Source organism: Rhizobium sp. CB3090, from assembly GCF_029714285.1.
Lineage (GTDB): Bacteria > Pseudomonadota > Alphaproteobacteria > Rhizobiales > Rhizobiaceae > Rhizobium.
The window spans coordinates 193616-209320 of sequence record NZ_CP121662.1 but is presented as its reverse complement, the minus strand read 5'-3'; the positions used below and the strand labels follow the sequence as shown (position 1 = coordinate 209320).

The 15705-nt window shown below is 61.8% G+C and carries 11 protein-coding genes; 5 read left to right on the top strand and 6 right to left on the bottom strand.

Annotated elements, in window-relative coordinates:
- Positions 1-2 precede the first annotated feature (2 nt).
- The 4 genes from QA646_RS01010 to QA646_RS00995 form a co-directional block, all read right to left on the bottom strand.
- The gene (locus QA646_RS01010; RefSeq protein ID WP_283057085.1) at positions 3-2288 is read right to left on the bottom strand and encodes a chemotaxis protein CheA; all 2286 of its coding nucleotides are present in this window, start codon (positions 2286-2288) and stop codon (positions 3-5) included.
- A 15-nt stretch (positions 2289-2303) separates the two neighbouring features.
- Entirely contained in the window at positions 2304-2669 is a 366-nt protein-coding gene (gene cheY1 / locus QA646_RS01005) for a chemotaxis response regulator CheY1 (RefSeq protein WP_028751177.1), read from the bottom strand.
- The gene (locus QA646_RS01000) at positions 2666-2962 is read right to left on the bottom strand and encodes an STAS domain-containing protein (protein ID WP_283057083.1); all 297 of its coding nucleotides are present in this window, start codon (positions 2960-2962) and stop codon (positions 2666-2668) included. Before QA646_RS01000 ends, cheY1 begins: the two co-directional genes overlap by 4 nt.
- Positions 2963-3024: 62 nt before the next feature.
- Positions 3025-4671 (bottom strand): methyl-accepting chemotaxis protein, encoded by a 1647-nt coding sequence (locus QA646_RS00995; protein ID WP_283057081.1) that lies wholly within the window; start codon positions 4669-4671, stop codon positions 3025-3027.
- 716 nt (positions 4672-5387) lie between these two features.
- On the opposite strand from QA646_RS00995, the gene QA646_RS00990 reads away from it, so the two are divergent.
- Positions 5388-6884: a glycosyltransferase family 39 protein gene (locus QA646_RS00990; protein WP_283057080.1), complete on the top strand. Its 1497-nt coding sequence runs from the start codon at positions 5388-5390 to the stop codon at positions 6882-6884.
- A gap of 94 nt (positions 6885-6978) precedes the next feature.
- Here the strand turns inward: QA646_RS00990 and QA646_RS00985 are convergent, their stop codons facing one another.
- Positions 6979-7245 carry a helix-turn-helix transcriptional regulator gene (locus tag QA646_RS00985; protein ID WP_283057079.1) on the bottom strand — a complete coding sequence of 89 codons (267 nt, stop codon included), beginning with the start codon at positions 7243-7245 and terminating at the stop codon, positions 6979-6981.
- Positions 7246-7327: 82 nt separating this feature from the next.
- Between QA646_RS00985 and QA646_RS00980 the strand changes: the two genes are divergently transcribed.
- From QA646_RS00980 to secD, 3 genes are all read left to right on the top strand, one after another.
- Positions 7328-9181: a cation:proton antiporter gene (locus QA646_RS00980; protein WP_283057078.1), complete on the top strand. Its 1854-nt coding sequence runs from the start codon at positions 7328-7330 to the stop codon at positions 9179-9181.
- 66 nt (positions 9182-9247) lie between these two features.
- Positions 9248-9619: a hypothetical protein gene (locus tag QA646_RS00975; RefSeq protein ID WP_283057077.1), complete on the top strand. Its 372-nt coding sequence runs from the start codon at positions 9248-9250 to the stop codon at positions 9617-9619.
- A 95-nt stretch (positions 9620-9714) separates the two neighbouring features.
- Positions 9715-12279: a protein translocase subunit SecD gene (gene secD, locus QA646_RS00970; protein WP_283057075.1), complete on the top strand. Its 2565-nt coding sequence runs from the start codon at positions 9715-9717 to the stop codon at positions 12277-12279.
- A gap of 60 nt (positions 12280-12339) precedes the next feature.
- On the opposite strand, the gene QA646_RS00965 is transcribed toward secD, so the two are convergent.
- Positions 12340-13209 (bottom strand): SMP-30/gluconolactonase/LRE family protein, encoded by an 870-nt coding sequence (locus QA646_RS00965; protein WP_283057074.1) that lies wholly within the window; start codon positions 13207-13209, stop codon positions 12340-12342.
- Between the two features lie 268 nt (positions 13210-13477).
- Between QA646_RS00965 and QA646_RS00960 the strand changes: the two genes are divergently transcribed.
- Positions 13478-15547, top strand: a complete 2070-nt coding sequence (locus QA646_RS00960) for an ATP-dependent helicase (RefSeq protein WP_283057073.1) — start codon at positions 13478-13480, stop codon at positions 15545-15547.
- Positions 15548-15705: the final 158 nt, after the last annotated feature.

Here is a 15705-nt window from a genome sequence, read left to right as displayed (position 1 = left end):
GCTCAACCTGCTGCTGCGTATGACATTTCAGCCTTCAGCGACTGCCCTCGGGAGGCGCCGACCACGGCATCGACGTCGAGGATCAGAGCAACGCGCCCATCACCCAGGATGGTCGCGGCGGCAATGCCGGGAACATGCGTATAGTTCGCTTCGAGGCTCTTGATGACGACCTGGCGCTGGCCCTGGATGGCATCGACCATCAGAGCGCGCTGTCCGCCGCCTTCCGATTCCACCAGCAGCGCGACGCCTTCGACCGGATTGGCCTGTGTGGCGCGGAAGTTCAGGATGCGGCCGACATCGACCAGCGGGCAGAAGCTGTTGCGGATCGAGATCAGGCGGTGGTTGGCGCCGAAGGAATGGATCGCGGAGGCTTCCGGCTGCAGGGTCTCGACGATTGCGGTGAGCGGCACGACCAACGTCTGGCCGGCTACCGTCACCACCATGCCGTCGAGGACGGCAAGCGTCAGCGGCAAGCTCATGGTGAACACAGAGCCGTGTCCCGGCTTCGAGCTGATATTGATGCGGCCGCCGAGTGCTTGGATCGAGCGCTTGACGACGTCCATACCGACGCCGCGGCCGGAAATGTCGGAGATCTTATCGGCCGTCGAGAAGCCCGGCAGGAAGATCAGGTTGTCGATCTCCTCGTCCGAGAGGTTGGCATCGGCGGGGATCAGATCGTTGTCGATCGCCTTCTGGCGCACCTTTTCGCGATTGATGCCGGCGCCGTCGTCGGCGAGTTCGATCAGGATACGGCCGGAGCGGTGCTTTGCCGTCAGGCGAACCGTGCCCTCCGGGTTCTTGCCGAGCGCCGTGCGCTTTTCCGGGGTTTCGACGCCGTGGTCGACGGCGTTGCGGATCATGTGGGTCAGCGGCTCAGCCAGCTTGTCGATGACCGTCTTGTCGACTTCGGTGTTTTCGCCTTCGGTGATCAGGCGGATCGACTTGCCGGTCATATCGGCGATTTCACGGACGATGCGCGACATGCGCTGGAAGACCGGCTTCACCGGCTGCGCGCGGATCGCCATGACGCTGTCCTGGATCTCGCGGGTGAGCTGCTGCAGCTCCTCGAGGCCCATATTGATCGACGATGCGCCGTTATTGTCATTCTCGATGACGCTCTGCGACAGCATCGCCTGGTTGATGACGAGCTCGCCGACGAGGTTGATCAGCCGGTCGACACGGTCGAGATCGACGCGGATGGTCTGGCCGGCGCCGGCGGCGGCATTGTTCTGCGCAGCGGCATTGGCGGCGGCGGCGGCTGCCGCGGCTTCCTTCTTCTCGACACGAGCGGCGGCAGCGGCAAGCTGCGTGACATTGCTTGCCGTTTCAGCGGCGGCAACGGCGACAGCCGCATCGCTTTTCGGCTTCGGCGCTTCCGCGGGAGTTTCGACAGCCTGTTCGTCGCCGTCGAGAACGGAGAGATCGAAGGGCACAGGGACCATCGGCAGTTCTTCATCGCTGCCGGCAGTGGCGTCTTCGATTCGCCGGATATCGAGCTCGCAATCCCATTCGGCGAATTCGAAGACCGTGCGGATGGCGTCTTCACCCTTGTCCGTCTTGATCGAAATCGTCCAGTTGAAATAGGCGCCCTCAGGGTCGAGCTGATCGAGGCCCGGCAGGGCGTCCATGTTGCAATGGATGCTCATCTCGCCGACGCGCGAGAGATCGCGCAGCAACAGCGTGGCATCGTTGCCCTTGGCGTAGAGATCGGAGCGCGGCTTGAAGCTGACTTCGTATTCCGGCATGCCCGCAGGCGCTTCGTCGCCACCGAAATCATCGTCGAAGCTGAAGGGGATCGGCTGAAAGCCGCTGTCATCCGTTGGGGCGGGCGCGGCTTTGACGGCGGTCGGGGCCGGTGCTGCGGGCTTCGGCGCGGCTTCGGCGGCAGCCGATGCAGACGGCAATTCGCCGTGGGCCAGCGCTTCCAGTTCCTTGACCAGGCCCTTGCTGCGGGCCTGATCGACGCTGCCGCCGTCACGGGCGGCATTGGTCAGGTCAGCCAGAACGTCGGCGGCCTTGAGCATGACCTTCAGGACATCCTGGGTCGGCTCCAGTTTGTTGGATCGAACACAATCGAGCGTGGTCTCGAAGACGTGGGCAAAGGCGACAAGGTCATCCAGACCGAAAGCCCCTGCCCCACCCTTGATGGAATGAACGGCACGGAAGACAGCGTTGACGGTTTCCGGATCCCGGTCGCCATCATTCATTTTCAGGAGACCGGATTCCAGTTCGGCGAGCTGCTCCTCGCACTCCTGGAAGAAAATCTCTTTGATTTCGTTCATATCCATAGGAACAGATCCTGTTTAAGCGGTTACACGCTCGATGGCATCGATCAGTTTGGCGGGATCGAAGGGTTTGACGATCCAGCCCGTCGCCCCAGCCTGGCGGGCACGGTTCTTCTTTTCAGCGTCGCTTTCGGTCGTCAGCACCAGGATCGGGATGGCCCGGTACTTGTCGTTGCGGCGCACGCCCTCGATGAAGCCGAAGCCATCAAGGCGAGGCATGTTGATGTCGGTGACGATGACGTCGGGATTGGCTTCCTCCAAAACCTCGAGACCCTCGACACCGTCTTCGGCCTGGATGGTCTCGAAGCCAGCGTTATTGAGGGTGACGAGAAGCATGTTTCGAATCGTCCGTGAATCATCCACGGTCAGTACTTTTTTCTTCATTGCCGGATCTCCTTGGCAAGCAGGTGATCGATGTCCACGCCGATCAACTGCATCGTTTTTTGAAATGCGTCCGATACCTTCGAAAAGGTGAAGGACAGCTTGTCTTCATTCCAAGTCTTGGCGGCGGCCATGATGACCTGGACGCACAAGGCCCCGATCCTCTCGACGCCGGATGCATCGATCACGACGTTGCTGCCGCGCAGCCCCATCAACTTGCCGCGAAGCGTCGAGGCTTCATTGAGGTCCAGCACCGCAGCCAGACTGATTGTCTTTTCGCCCTTCCTGCTCGGCATCGCTTTATTCCTTGTTGCCTGAAATCGGGTCACACAGCCCGCATGCGCATAAAATAGAGATGTCAGTAAGCATTCCGTTCGCCTCCAAACCCGGCCCTGCGAAGCGGAAAATCGAATTCGGCGGCGCTGTCCTCGTCACGCCCTGCAAACCCTTCGTCGCGCTGGGCGACCGGCAAACGTTGCACGGCAGTCACCGGGCGCTGCACAGCCGCATGGCGACGCTCGCGCTCAAGGCGGAATTCGCGGATCGTCTGGCCGAGGTCGAGGATGACGGTATGAAGATGATCCGCGCCTTCGTTCGAGCGACGGGCAAGGCTTTCGGTGGCAGCGGCGCGTTCGCCGAAGCCGCCGATGTCTGTCGTCACCGTGCGCAGGCCGGCTGCCTGCTCATCGGTGGCGGCTGCAATGCCGGAAATGGCATCGTTGATATCGGTTACCTGGCGAACGATGCCGCCGATCGCCTCCTGTGTGCGGCCGACCATCTGCACGCCGGCATCGACCTGTGCCTTGGTGCCCGTCACCAGCACCTTGATCTCGCGGGCGGCATCGGCGGAGCGTTGGGCAAGCGCGCGGACTTCCTGGGCGACGACGGCAAAGCCGCGGCCGCTGTCGCCGGCGCGCGCGGCTTCGATACCGGCATTGAGCGCCAGCAGATTGGTCTGGAAAGCGATCTCGTCGATGACGCCGATGATCTGGCCGATCTTTTCCGCCGACGTTTCGATATCGGCCATCGCGGAAATTGCCTGACCGACGACCCGGCCGCTGTCCTCGGCCGCAACACGGGTGGATGCGGCGGCGCGCTCGGCCGACCGGGTGCTCGCCGCATTGCTGCGAACCTGATCCGCCAGTTCGGCGAGTTGCTTTGCCGATGCAGCAAGCCCATGGGATTGCTGCAGGGAATTCTGGGCAAGGGAGCGGGAATCGCGCGCGATCGCATCCGCCGCCGCGTCGGCCGCCTGCACCCTGCCGGACAGCGCCGCAAATTGCTGTTGGATGTCATCCAGAGCAGCATTCAGCGCCTGGGCCAGGTCGGCATAGGCCTCCGGGCCGTTCGCGGGTAGACGGACGGTCAGATCACGCTCCGCGAGGCTGCGAATGACATCGGCAAAGAGACCGACAGCTTCGGCATGATCGGAGCTCCGCTGTTCGGCAAGCGCCCGCTGATGGCTGAGCCGCAGCTCGTTGAAGCGCAAGGACACGGCGATTTCGACGTCGACCATGACGAGGCGGACGGCAGCCGTGATCAGCTCGCCCATTTCACGGGCGCGGCGTTTGGTGCCGGGCAGGATGGCGCGGCCGCCCATCTCCTCGACGATACCGGCGAGAACATGCTCCAGCACCACGCCATGACCGGCGACGTGCCAGCGCGGGTCGAGCCCCATCTTGCTTTCGGTATCGGAGAGAACCTTGACGCGCTCGGCATAGAGACTGTCGAAACGGGCGTCCGTCAGCACGCCCCAGTGCGAGGATTGCAGGTCCTGCAGCCGTTCGAGCTGGCTTTCGCTGTTAAAATTGCGGGCAGCGTCCGGAAAAGTCTGAAGGCGATGGAAGAGATCGCGCAGGCCGGCTTTCAGATGCGCGTCCAGCATCGGCCGGTTACGGCGCACGATTTCGCATTGCTCGGCATCGAGACCAGCAAAACGCAAGCGGTCGCGAAGGCTGCCTGCCTGCGCCCGTCCTGCCTGATCTGACGGCGAATCCTGCGCCAAAATCGTCCCCACCGAGCTGCCGGGCGTAAATAATGCCGGCGAAACCACTGAATGATCCGGCTCAGACGCGATGAAGAGACGAGGACAGGTGCACGTCGCCGCCGGTTTATCGACCGGGACGCTGAAGCTCGCTCGTTCATCAAAACCTGTTCGGACCGTTTGATGACATGGATACCGGATCTGACCCGGTACGACGGGGCGGCTTCATGCCTGGTGAGAACGAGTGACAGTTTTCCCATTCCGACGTGCGAGTCCAATGTTTATGGTTAATTCCTTGCTTGAAGGTTAATAAGTCCAGGCAGCTATCCCGTTTTGATTTAAACTATCTGCGGTTCGATTTCTGTCGGCGGTCGTTTTGAGTAAAAACCACAGTCACCACAAGTCACAGGCAAGCTCCATATTCTAAACCGCTAAGTAGAGACACCTTCGATGTCGATACGGAGAGAGCAATGATTGTTCTTGGTTTGACTGCTTCGCTGACGGCCGGTATGACGCTTGCTGCCTTCGTGTTCCTAAGCCTCATCGAAGAGGCACGCAGCAAAAGCGCTCCGCGCGTGCTCTGAGAATCCCGCCTATAGGCGACACAAATCTCTTCTAAAGACGCTTTACATGCGGCATGGGCCTGCGTTTTTGCCATCGTCTCTCTGCCAGAGCTAGCGTCGGGCTCGATAGTTCCGTATGAAGCCTGACGACCCGGCACCGAGATCGACCTGTTGATGTCCGACACCACCTATTCCGAAACGAGCCACCAGACACTTTCACTGCGGCTTGCTCTTGCAATCATCTTCGGCGTCACGCTTTGGCGCGTGGTGATGCTGGTCTTCAATAGGACGGATCTCTTCGTCGACGAGGCGCAATATTGGTTCTGGGGCCAGAACCTCGACTTCGGTTATTATTCCAAGCCGCCGGTCATCGCCTGGGTCGTTCGCTTCTTCAATGCGATATCGGGGTCGGACTCGACCTTCTGGATCCGCGTTTCCGCGCCTCTCTTCCATCTCGCCACTGCCCTGATGCTGATGCGCACGACGCGGCGGCTGATCGAAGGGGAAGCCGGGCGGGAGATCGAGCCTTGGGTCGGCGTGATCTTCGTCACCCTGCCGGCAGCCTCGCTTTCGGCCGTGCTGATGTCGACAGACACGATCCAAATCCTGTTCGTCACCATTGCCATCTGGGCTTTTCTCGGCCTTACCAAGCGCTCCTCGATCATCGAGGCGGTGATCCTCGGCGTCAGCCTCGGGATCGCCTTCCTGACGAAATATTCGGTGCTTTTCCTACTGCCGGGCGTCGGCCTTGCCATGCTGACACTGCGTTCGGCACGCATTGCCTGGCGGGACGTGCTTATCGCCGCCATCGCCGGCGCGATCGTCGTTTCCCCGAATCTCTGGTGGAATTTCGCCCATGATGCGGCGACGGTGCGCCATACCGAAAGCATTGCCCACTGGAACGGCGAAGGAAACGGCGGCGGTTTTATGAAGCATCTGCTCGGCGCGCTCGGATTCCTCGGCGCGCAATTCGGCGTTGTCGGTCCTGTCATTTTCTACGGCATGCTCTGGGCCGCATGGCGGATGATCCGCGGTCAAAGCGACGACAGGGAAAAGCTGCTTGTTTGGCTCTCGATCCCGGTCATAGCATTGATTACGCTGCAGGCCCTGTTTGCCAAGGCCTATGCCAATTGGGCAGTTACCGCCTATTCCGCCGGCACCATCCTTGCCGTCTGGCTGCTCTATCGCCTGACGAAGAAGGGGCTTGCCGTCTCGCTGATCATCGGCTCAGTGGTCGCGTTCCTGCTGCCGGTTCTGACCGTGTTTGCCTATGACATCAAGCAGCCGAACGGCGATCTGGTCATGAAGCGCTATGTCGGCCGCAGCGCCATCAGCTTGGAGATCGCCGACATCGCCGCCCAGGCGAATGTCTCAACCATCGTTGCCGATAACCGCGATATTCTCGCCGATCTCTTCTATACGCTGAAGGGCAAGCCCTATCATATCTATGCCCGCAACTCCGGCGGTTTCCCGAAGAGCTATTACGAGCAGAATTTCTCGCTGCCATCGGCAGTGACCGATGATGTGCTTTATATCGACGACGAACGGTTCGATTGCACTGCGGGCAAATCGGAACTCATCAAAAGCTGGTCGCCGGACTTCGGCAACATGAAAGGCAGAACGCTCTACGCGTATCATCTCTCGCCGAGCTGCCTGGCGCCGAAATCTTAGAGCAATTTCAGGAAAAGTGCGCGGTTTTCCGTCCGGAATTGCGTAAAACAAATAGTTAGAGCGGGAAAGCGTTCCCGTAAAACGCTGGACCGCTCTAACCGCGGTCGGAAGCCGGGCGGAGGCAGACGCCCCAACCAAATTCCTGTATTTTCGCGAAGATGACTCCACCCTCTTCGAATGCCAGACGCAGTTGCGCCTCGGTCGCCCGGTGAATGTCGTGGCGCCCGCCCTCGTAGTCGCGGATCGTGCTCCGTGAAACGCCGGCTCTCTCGGCTGCATCCAACTGTGTCCAGTCGAGCAGCCCGCGCGCCGCGCGACAGAGTGCGGGAGTCAGAATCGTTGGGTTGCCGCCTTGATTCATGATTGAAAACTGCTCATATTGGTCAACTTAAGCCAAATATGTCATAAACCGCACAGGATTTCCAGTATCGAAGGAGACAGCGATGCCACACGACACGCCCTTGATTTCGACCATCGTCATGGGCCTTGTGCTGGCATTCATCTTCGGCGCCATCGCCAATCGCTTCAAACTGCCGCCGCTCGTCGGCTATCTCATCGCCGGCGTGCTCGCAGGCCCGCACACGCCGGGCTTCGTTGCCGACCAGAGCCTTGCACCGGAACTTGCCGAAATCGGCGTCATCCTGTTGATGTTCGGGGTCGGCCTGCATTTTTCGCTGAAGGACCTGCTGTCGGTCCGCGGCATTGCCGTTCCCGGCGCGATCGTCCAGATCGCCTTCGCCACCCTGCTCGGCTGGGGGCTCGGCACATTGATGGGCTGGCCGCTTGGCGGCAGTCTGGTCTTCGGCCTCGCGCTCTCCGTCGCCTCGACGGTCGTTCTCTTGAAAGCCATGCAGGAGCGGCGGCTGATCGAGAGCGAGCGCGGCAAGATCGCGGTCGGCTGGCTGATCGTCGGGGATCTGGCCATGGTACTGGCCCTCGTGCTCATTCCGGCCGCCGCCAGCATCTCCGCCGACGGTCATGGTGCTGCCGAGCCTCTATCGGCCGGTCTCAACAGGCTGCTTGGCCTCGATCTCGGGCTCACCGGGATCATCGGCATGACGCTGCCGAAGGTCGCGGCCTTCGTCGGCCTGATGCTGGTCTTTGGCCGGCGGATCATTCCGTGGATCCTGCACCGCATCGCCCATACCGGCTCGCGTGAGCTCTTTCGCCTTGGTGTCCTCGCCATTGCGCTCGGCGTCGCATTCGGGGCTGCGAAGCTCTTCGGCGTGTCGTTGGCGCTCGGTGCCTTCTTCGCCGGCATGATCCTCTCGGAAAGCGAACTCAGCCACCGGGCCGCGCAGGAAAGCCTGCCGCTGCGCGATGCCTTCTCCGTACTGTTCTTCGTCTCGGTCGGCATGCTGTTCGACCCGAACATCCTGATCGACAATCCGCTGCCGCTGCTGGCGACTATCTTCATCATCGTCATCGGCAAGTCCGTCGCCGCCTTCTTCATCGTACTTGCCTTCCGCAAGCCGATGAGCACGGCGCTGACCATCTCCGCCAGCCTGGCGCAGATCGGCGAATTCTCCTTTATCCTCGCCGCGCTCGGCTCCGATCTCGGTCTGCTGCCGGCCGAGGGCCGCGACCTGATCCTCGGCGGCGCGATCATCTCGATCATTCTCAACCCGCTTGTCTTCATTGCTTGCGACTGGCTGCGGAAGATTCAGGAAACCAAGCCGCACGGCGAAGTGCGTGAAGGCACGGGGCCGGCCACCCAGGCAGAGCAACCGACGCCGGGCGAAGCCGCGTCTGCCTCCGCCGTTCAGACAGTGGCCCATGATGCCGACGAGGAACTGCATGCCGTTACGCTGACCGGCCATGTGGTGCTGATCGGCTATGGCCGCGTCGGCAGCATCGTCGGGGAGAAGCTTAGATCTTCCGATACGCCCTTTGTGGTCATCGAAGATTCCGACAAGCGAATCGGCGACCTCGCGCGGCAAGGAATCGAGGCGATCTACGGCAACGCTGCCTCCCCGGAAGTTCTGGCATATGCCAATATTTCCGCTGCGCGCAGCCTGATCATTGCCATTCCGAATACCTTCGAAGCGTGCAGCGCCGCCGAGCAGGCGCGCGCCGTCAATCCATCGATCCTGATCGTCGCCCGCGCCCATTCCGATGCCGAGGTCGACGTGCTCAAGCAATATGGCGCCGATACGGTGATCATGGGAGAGCGGGAAATTGCACTGGGGATGGTTGACCGGCTGGCGCAAGTGCATCATGACAGGCCGCACTATGAAGACGCGCAGCGTCCTGATATCATGACCGAACCGCTGGAATCCGCTCCGGCAAAGGAATGAAGGCCCTTTTAACCGTTGAACCCTTTCGAATTCGGCGCCGCCGACAGCGAAGAGAACGATAGCAGGATGACGCACCGCGCCGGAGCGCGCGTGATCGCCTCGCTGTTCGTCGCCTTCTTCGCCTACCTCGGACTGGCGCTCGGCGGCGGCATCAATCTTGCCGCGCGGGCGGATGCGGAAGCTTTCTCCTCCGGCAAGGACACGCAACCGCTCTATCTCGCCCTGCGCGATCCCGTGCGCGGCACAGTCGTCGCCGACCGTACGGTCACGCCGAAAGCCACCTGGCACGATATCGGACCGGCAACGCTTACGCCTCTTCCGTCGCTTGGACTGCTCAGCAATCCGGGGCAGTCGCACGACCGCGGCGAACTCGCGCGGCATGACTCGCTTGCTTTCCGCGCCTATCTCGCCCGCGCTCCGCCGACCGCTTTCGTCTAACCGGTTCACGCGCCTGACGGCGCATTTTCGACATGACCTCACATTCGCCAGCGGCAGGCTCCGCTGGTATCAGTGTATTTCCAAGGATAATACTCATGCGCACCTCACCATGGCTGGTGTTCACCTATACGGTGATCATCGTGCTTGGCCTTTTCATCGCCCTGCCGAACGTGCTGCCGCAGTCGGTCTTGAGCAAAATGCCGACCTGGCTGCCGCACAGCCAGGTCGCCCTCGGCCTCGACCTTCGTGGCGGCTCCTACCTCGTCCTCGAAGTCGATGAGAAGGACCTGACCAATGGCCGGCTGCAATCGCTGCTGCAGGACTCGCGCCGTGTCCTGCGCGACAAGAACATCCCGACCCGTTCGATCGTCCGCAATGGTGACCAGATCGTCGTGACGCTGACCGATCCGGCGCAGAGCAACGATGCGGTGACGCAGTTGCGCACCCTCGCCAACACGATCTCGTCAGGCCTTTCCGCCGGCCAGTCCGATCTGACGATCACGCCGAATGGCGGCACGATTGCCATGTCCTTCTCGCCGGCCGGCATCGCCGCCAACGTCGATTCCGCCGTCCAGCAGAGCCTGGAAGTCATCCGCAAGCGCGTTGACCAGGTGGGCGTCGCCGAGCCGACCATCCAGCGCGTCGGTCCCAATCGCGTCCTCGTGCAGCTTCCAGGCGCACAGGATCCCTCGCGCCTGCGCGAACTGCTCGGCTCGACCGCGAAGATGTCCTTCCATCTGCTCGCCGAGAATGTCGATCCGAAGAATCCCGGCCCCGGCGTTTCCATCCTGAAGGACGATCAGGGCAACAGCTATCCGGTTCTCGATCGCATCGAGCTCGCCGGCGACCGTCTCACCGACGCCCGCGTCAGCTTCGATCCGAACACGCACGAGCCGCTCGTCACCTTCCGCTTCGACAGCGCCGGTGCCAACCGCTTTGCGGAAATCACCCGCGAGAATGTCGGCAAGCCTTTCGCCATCGTGCTCGACAACAAGGTGCTGAGCGCGCCGAATATTCGCGAGCCGATTACCGGCGGTTCAGGCCAGATTTCCGGCAATTTCACGGCTGAAAGCGCGACGACGCTAGCAGCGCTGCTGCGCGCCGGCGCCCTGCCGGCCAAGCTCACCGTCATCGAAGAACGCACTGTTGGCGCCGACCTCGGTGCAGACGCGATCCAGAAGGGTATCTATAGCGGCCTGGTCGGCTTCGTCTTGGTTGCCGGCTTCATCTTCGTGCTCTACGGCGCCTGGGGGATTCTCGCGAATTTCGCACTGCTCATCCACACGATCCTGACGTTCTCGGCCCTGACGCTTGTCGGCGCCACGCTGACGCTGCCCGGCATCGCTGGCGTCGTCCTCGGTATCGGCCTTGCGGTTGATGCCAACGTTCTCATCAACGAGCGCATCCGCGAAGAAACGCGCAAGGGCCGCGGCGCCTTCGCCGCCATCGATAACGGCTTCAAGAAGGCTTATTCGACGATTATCGACGGCAACATGACGGCCCTGATCGCCGCCGCCATCCTGTTCTACTTCGGCTCCGGCCCGGTTCGCGGCTTTGCCGTGACCATGGGTCTCGGCCTCATCATCTCGATGTTCACCTCCGTCGCCTTCGTGCGCGTCGTGATGATCGCCATCACCCGTCGCCGCAAGCTGAAGGTGCTCAACATCAGGCCGTTGATCCCCTTCAGCCCCTATGACAAGCACATCCAGTTCATGAAGGCCCGCTTCTTTGGCGTCACCGTCTCGGCGATCCTGTCTATCGCCTCGGTGGTCCTGTTCATCCATCCGGGCCTCAACTACGGCGTCGATTTCCGCGGCGGCATCCAGATGTCGGTCAGGACCAAGGACGCGGCCGATTTGTCTACGTTCCGCGCGGGCCTGAACACGCTCGGCCTCGGCGAAATTGCACTGCAGTCCTTCGGCGACAACAGCAGCCTCCTTGTCCGCGCCCAGCGCCAGGACGGCGGCGAAGAGGCCCAGACAGCCGCGGTCACCAAGCTTAAGGCAGAAATCATCAAGATCGACCCAACCGCGACCATCGAAGGCACGGATGTCATCGGTCCGAAGGTCTCGGGCGAGCTTGCTTGGGCCGGCATCCTGTCGGTCGTGATCGCCAGCCTGGCGATGCTCGTCTACATCTGGGTGCGGTTCGAATGGCCGTTCGCGGTCGGCGCCATCGTCACTCTGATACTCGACGTCACCAAGGCGATCGGCTTCTTCGCGATCACCGGCCTCGATTTCAACCTGACGGCCATCGCCGCGATCCTGACGCTGGTCGGTTACTCGGTGAACGACAAGGTCGTGGTCTATGACCGTATGCGTGAAAACATGCGGCTCTATAAGTCGATGCCGCTGCGCGAGATTATCGACAAGTCGATCAACGAGACCCTGGCGCGAAGCCTCTATACCAACGCCACCGCCTTCCTGGCGCTGGTGCCGATGGCGATCTGGGGCGGCAGCGCCGTCTCTAGCTTCGCGATCCCGATGGTGTTCGGCATCCTCGTCGCCGGCGCCTCGTCGGTCTTTATCGCCGCTCCGATCCTGCTGTTCCTCGGCGATTGGCGCCGCCGCCATGCCAAGGCGGTCGCCAACGACGCCACGCCGGACGACAAGTCCGACAAGGACAACAAGGACAACAAGCAGATCCCCGCCGCCGAATAAGCAGCGGCTGATATCAATGAGGACATGCCCGGCTCTCGGGCATGTCCATCTGCCTCCAGATCAGATGGACGGCATGTACAGCGGCAGCCCTGGACGCGGTGCCGTTATTCTCTCCAAAACACCGTTTTCCTGCTCTGTGATCAGCGCATATTTGCCATCGAGGGTGAAAGCGATATTGCCTGGCCGCGTGCCATTGGTGCGGATGCGGCCGGCGATCTTTCCGGTGGGATCGATGAGGCAGATCTCGCCCTGTCCGTAGACCGCGCAATAGAGCGTGCCATTGCTATCGAAAGCCATGCCGGCCGGTCCGCGCAGCACCTTGACGGCGGGTGCCGGCATTACCTGTGCAAACAATTCCTGCCGTCCGCCGACGATCTGACGAAAGATTTTTCCGGTCAGCGTCTCGCTGTAGTAGAGCAATCCGTCCGGCCCGAACGCGATGCCGTTGGCATAGAGCAAGCCGGTCGCCAGCACGCGCTGCACCCGGCCTTCCGCCGGATCGATCTGGTAGATACGGCCGTTATACGGTGCCTGGAAGAAATCGGGGTTGATGTCGGGGCCGTCGAGCAAATCGGAGATACGAACGCCGGAATCGGTCATGTAGAGCAGACCGTCCGGGCCGAAAGCGAGGTCGTTTGGATAAAGAAACGGGCCGTCCTTGCCGCCTTCGATCACCTGCAGCGTGCGGCCTTCCGGGGAGACCCGAACAAGGGAGTTTTCGGGACCCCCCGCCACCCAGAAACAATGATCGCCGTCGATCGCCAGCCCGGTCGGCCGGCCGCCGGGCCGGCAGACTTCGCGGCGAATACCGGCCGCGACCATTGCCAGGCAACGGCGGCTCTCATCGGTCTCCACAAGCGCGATACGTCCATCCGTCAGGGCTACCGGCCCTTCAGGCTGGCGCAATCCGGTGGCGATCGTCTCGTTCATGGTCGGGAACCCTCACGCAGCGCGCCGAAACCCCAAAATCATGTGTCACAATGGTAAATAAGTACCCCAACGGCTTTTTTCGAGCCGATGTTCGTTAAATCTGAACCAAATTCATGACCGGAGGGTCACATCTCTGTGCGGATCCGGCCGAGCTTGACAGTTTTAGCCAATTCGGAACATTCATCGAACATTCGGATATTATTGCGCACATGATTCGTCACCGATTCCGTGTTCACACGCCTGCCGTCCGAAGCCTTCAGGAGAGCCCATGACTGCTGCCTATCTGGAAAAGCTGAACCCGGAGCAGCGGCTGGCGGTGGAGCACGGCACGACAGTCGAAGGCAGCCATATCGCCGGGCCGCTGCTGGTGATCGCAGGCGCAGGCTCCGGCAAGACCAATACGCTCGCCCATCGCGTCGCACACCTCATCGTCAAAGGCGCCGATCCCCGCCGCATCCTGCTGATGACATTTTCCCGGCGGGCGGCGGCCGAAATGGGTCGCCGCGTCGAGCGCATCTGCCGCGATGTGCTTGGTGCCAATGCAGGCATCATGGCCGACGCGCTCGCCTGGACCGGCACATTTCATGGCATCGGCGCACGGCTCCTGCGCGATTATGCCGAACAGATCGGCCTCGACCCGGCCTTCACGATCCACGACCGCGAAGACAGCGCCGACCTGATGAACCTCGTGCGCCACGAACTCGGCTTCTCCAAGCTGGAAAATCGCTTTCCGACCAAGGCGACTTGCCTCTCCATCTATTCCCGTGCTGTCAATTCGGAAGCGCCGCTCGAAGAGATGCTACGCGATTTCTTCCCCTGGTGCGCCGCCTGGGACAAGCAGTTACGTGATCTCTTCGCGGCCTATGTCGAGGCCAAGCAGGCGCAGAATGTGCTCGATTACGACGATCTGCTGCTCTATTGGGCGCATATGCTGCACGAGCCACTGATCGCCGAAGATATCGGCGGCCGCTTCGACCATGTGCTGGTCGACGAATATCAGGATACCAACCGACTGCAGTCGTCGATCCTGCTGGCGCTGAAGCCCGACGGCCAGGGACTGACCGTCGTCGGCGACGATGCGCAATCGATCTATTCCTTCCGCGCGGCCACGGTGCGCAACATCCTCGACTTCCCGACCTCCTTTACCCCCGCCGCCGACATCGTCACGCTCGATCGCAATTACCGCTCGACACAGCCGATCCTGGCTGCTGCCAATGCGGTGATCGATCTTGCTTCCGAGCGTTTCACCAAGAACCTGCGCACCGAACGCCAGAGCGCCGAGCGTCCGCGGCTGGTCACCGTGCGCGACGAAAGCGATCAGGCGCGCTATGTCGCCGACCAGGTGCTGGAAAATCGGGAGAGCGGCGCGAAGCTCAAGCAGCAGGCCGTGCTTTTCCGCGCCTCGCATCATAGCGGGCCATTGGAAGTCGAGCTTACTCGCCGCAACATTCCCTTTGTCAAATTCGGCGGGCTGAAGTTTCTCGACAGCGCCCATGTGAAAGACATGCTCGCCGCCTTGCGCTTTGCCCAGAACCCGCGCGATCGCGTTGCGGGCTTCCGGCTGATGCAGCTTTTGCCGGGCGTCGGCCCTTCGACTGCCCAGCGCGTGCTCGATCATATCGGGGAACAGGCCAGTCCGATGGCGGCCCTTGCCGATTTTCCGGCACCGCCACGCTCGGGCGAGGACTGGACGGCTTTCGTTGCGACCATGCAGGCGCTGAAGAGCGGCAAGGCGGGATGGCCGGCGGAAATCGACCTCGTGCGGCAATGGTACGAACCGCATCTGGAGCGAGCGCACGAGGATGCGGCGACGCGCCAGGCGGACTTGATCCAACTCGAACAGATCGCCGGCGGCTATGGCTCGCGGGAGCGCTTCCTCACGGAGCTCACGCTCGACCCACCCGACGCCACCAGCGACCAGGCCGGCGTGCCGCTGCTCGACGAGGACTATCTCATCCTCTCGACCATCCATTCCGCCAAGGGTCAGGAATGGACGAAGGTGTTTGTCCTCAACGCCGTCGATGGCTGCATTCCGGCGGATCTCGCGGTCGGCTCATCCTCCGAGATCGAGGAGGAACGGCGGCTGCTCTATGTCGCTATGACACGGGCGAAGGACAATCTCGATCTCGTCATTCCGCAACGCTTCTTCGTGCACGGTCAGCATGCGCAAGGCGACAAACACGTCTTCGCTTCCCGCACGCGCTTCATCCCCGCGACATTGCTGCAGTTTTTCGAAGTCTGCGGCTGGCCACAGGCCCGAGGCGAAAGCGCCGCCGCCATTAGGGCGAGGCAGGTGCGCGTCGATGTCGGGGCGCGCATGCGCGGCATGTGGCGGTGAATTGGGACATTCGTTGGGGGCCCGCTGTTTCGGTAAAGCCCCTTGAGTGCAGCGCAATTGCGTATGGGGCACGCCAGCACCGTGATTTCCTTCTCCCCTCGGGGAGAAGGAGTTGCGCGGCAACGACCTCATCTCATGTGCAATTCCTGCACTCGCCG

Bases quoted from the DNA above. Each gene is read 5' to 3' on its own strand.
- QA646_RS00965 (WP_283057074.1), bottom strand. From the start codon at position 13,209: ATGAACGAGACGATCGCCACCGGATTGCGCCAGCCTGAAGGGCCGGTA.
- QA646_RS00975 (WP_283057077.1), top strand. From the start codon at position 9,248: ATGACGCACCGCGCCGGAGCGCGCGTGATCGCCTCGCTGTTCGTCGCC.
- secD (WP_283057075.1), top strand. From the start codon at position 9,715: ATGCGCACCTCACCATGGCTGGTGTTCACCTATACGGTGATCATCGTG.
- QA646_RS00980 (WP_283057078.1), top strand. From the start codon at position 7,328: ATGCCACACGACACGCCCTTGATTTCGACCATCGTCATGGGCCTTGTG.
- QA646_RS01010 (WP_283057085.1), bottom strand. From the start codon at position 2,288: ATGGATATGAACGAAATCAAAGAGATTTTCTTCCAGGAGTGCGAGGAG.
- cheY1 (WP_028751177.1), bottom strand. From the start codon at position 2,669: ATGAAGAAAAAAGTACTGACCGTGGATGATTCACGGACGATTCGAAAC.
- QA646_RS00990 (WP_283057080.1), top strand. From the start codon at position 5,388: ATGTCCGACACCACCTATTCCGAAACGAGCCACCAGACACTTTCACTG.
- QA646_RS00985 (WP_283057079.1), bottom strand. From the start codon at position 7,245: ATGAATCAAGGCGGCAACCCAACGATTCTGACTCCCGCACTCTGTCGC.
- QA646_RS01000 (WP_283057083.1), bottom strand. From the start codon at position 2,962: ATGCCGAGCAGGAAGGGCGAAAAGACAATCAGTCTGGCTGCGGTGCTG.
- QA646_RS00960 (WP_283057073.1), top strand. From the start codon at position 13,478: ATGACTGCTGCCTATCTGGAAAAGCTGAACCCGGAGCAGCGGCTGGCG.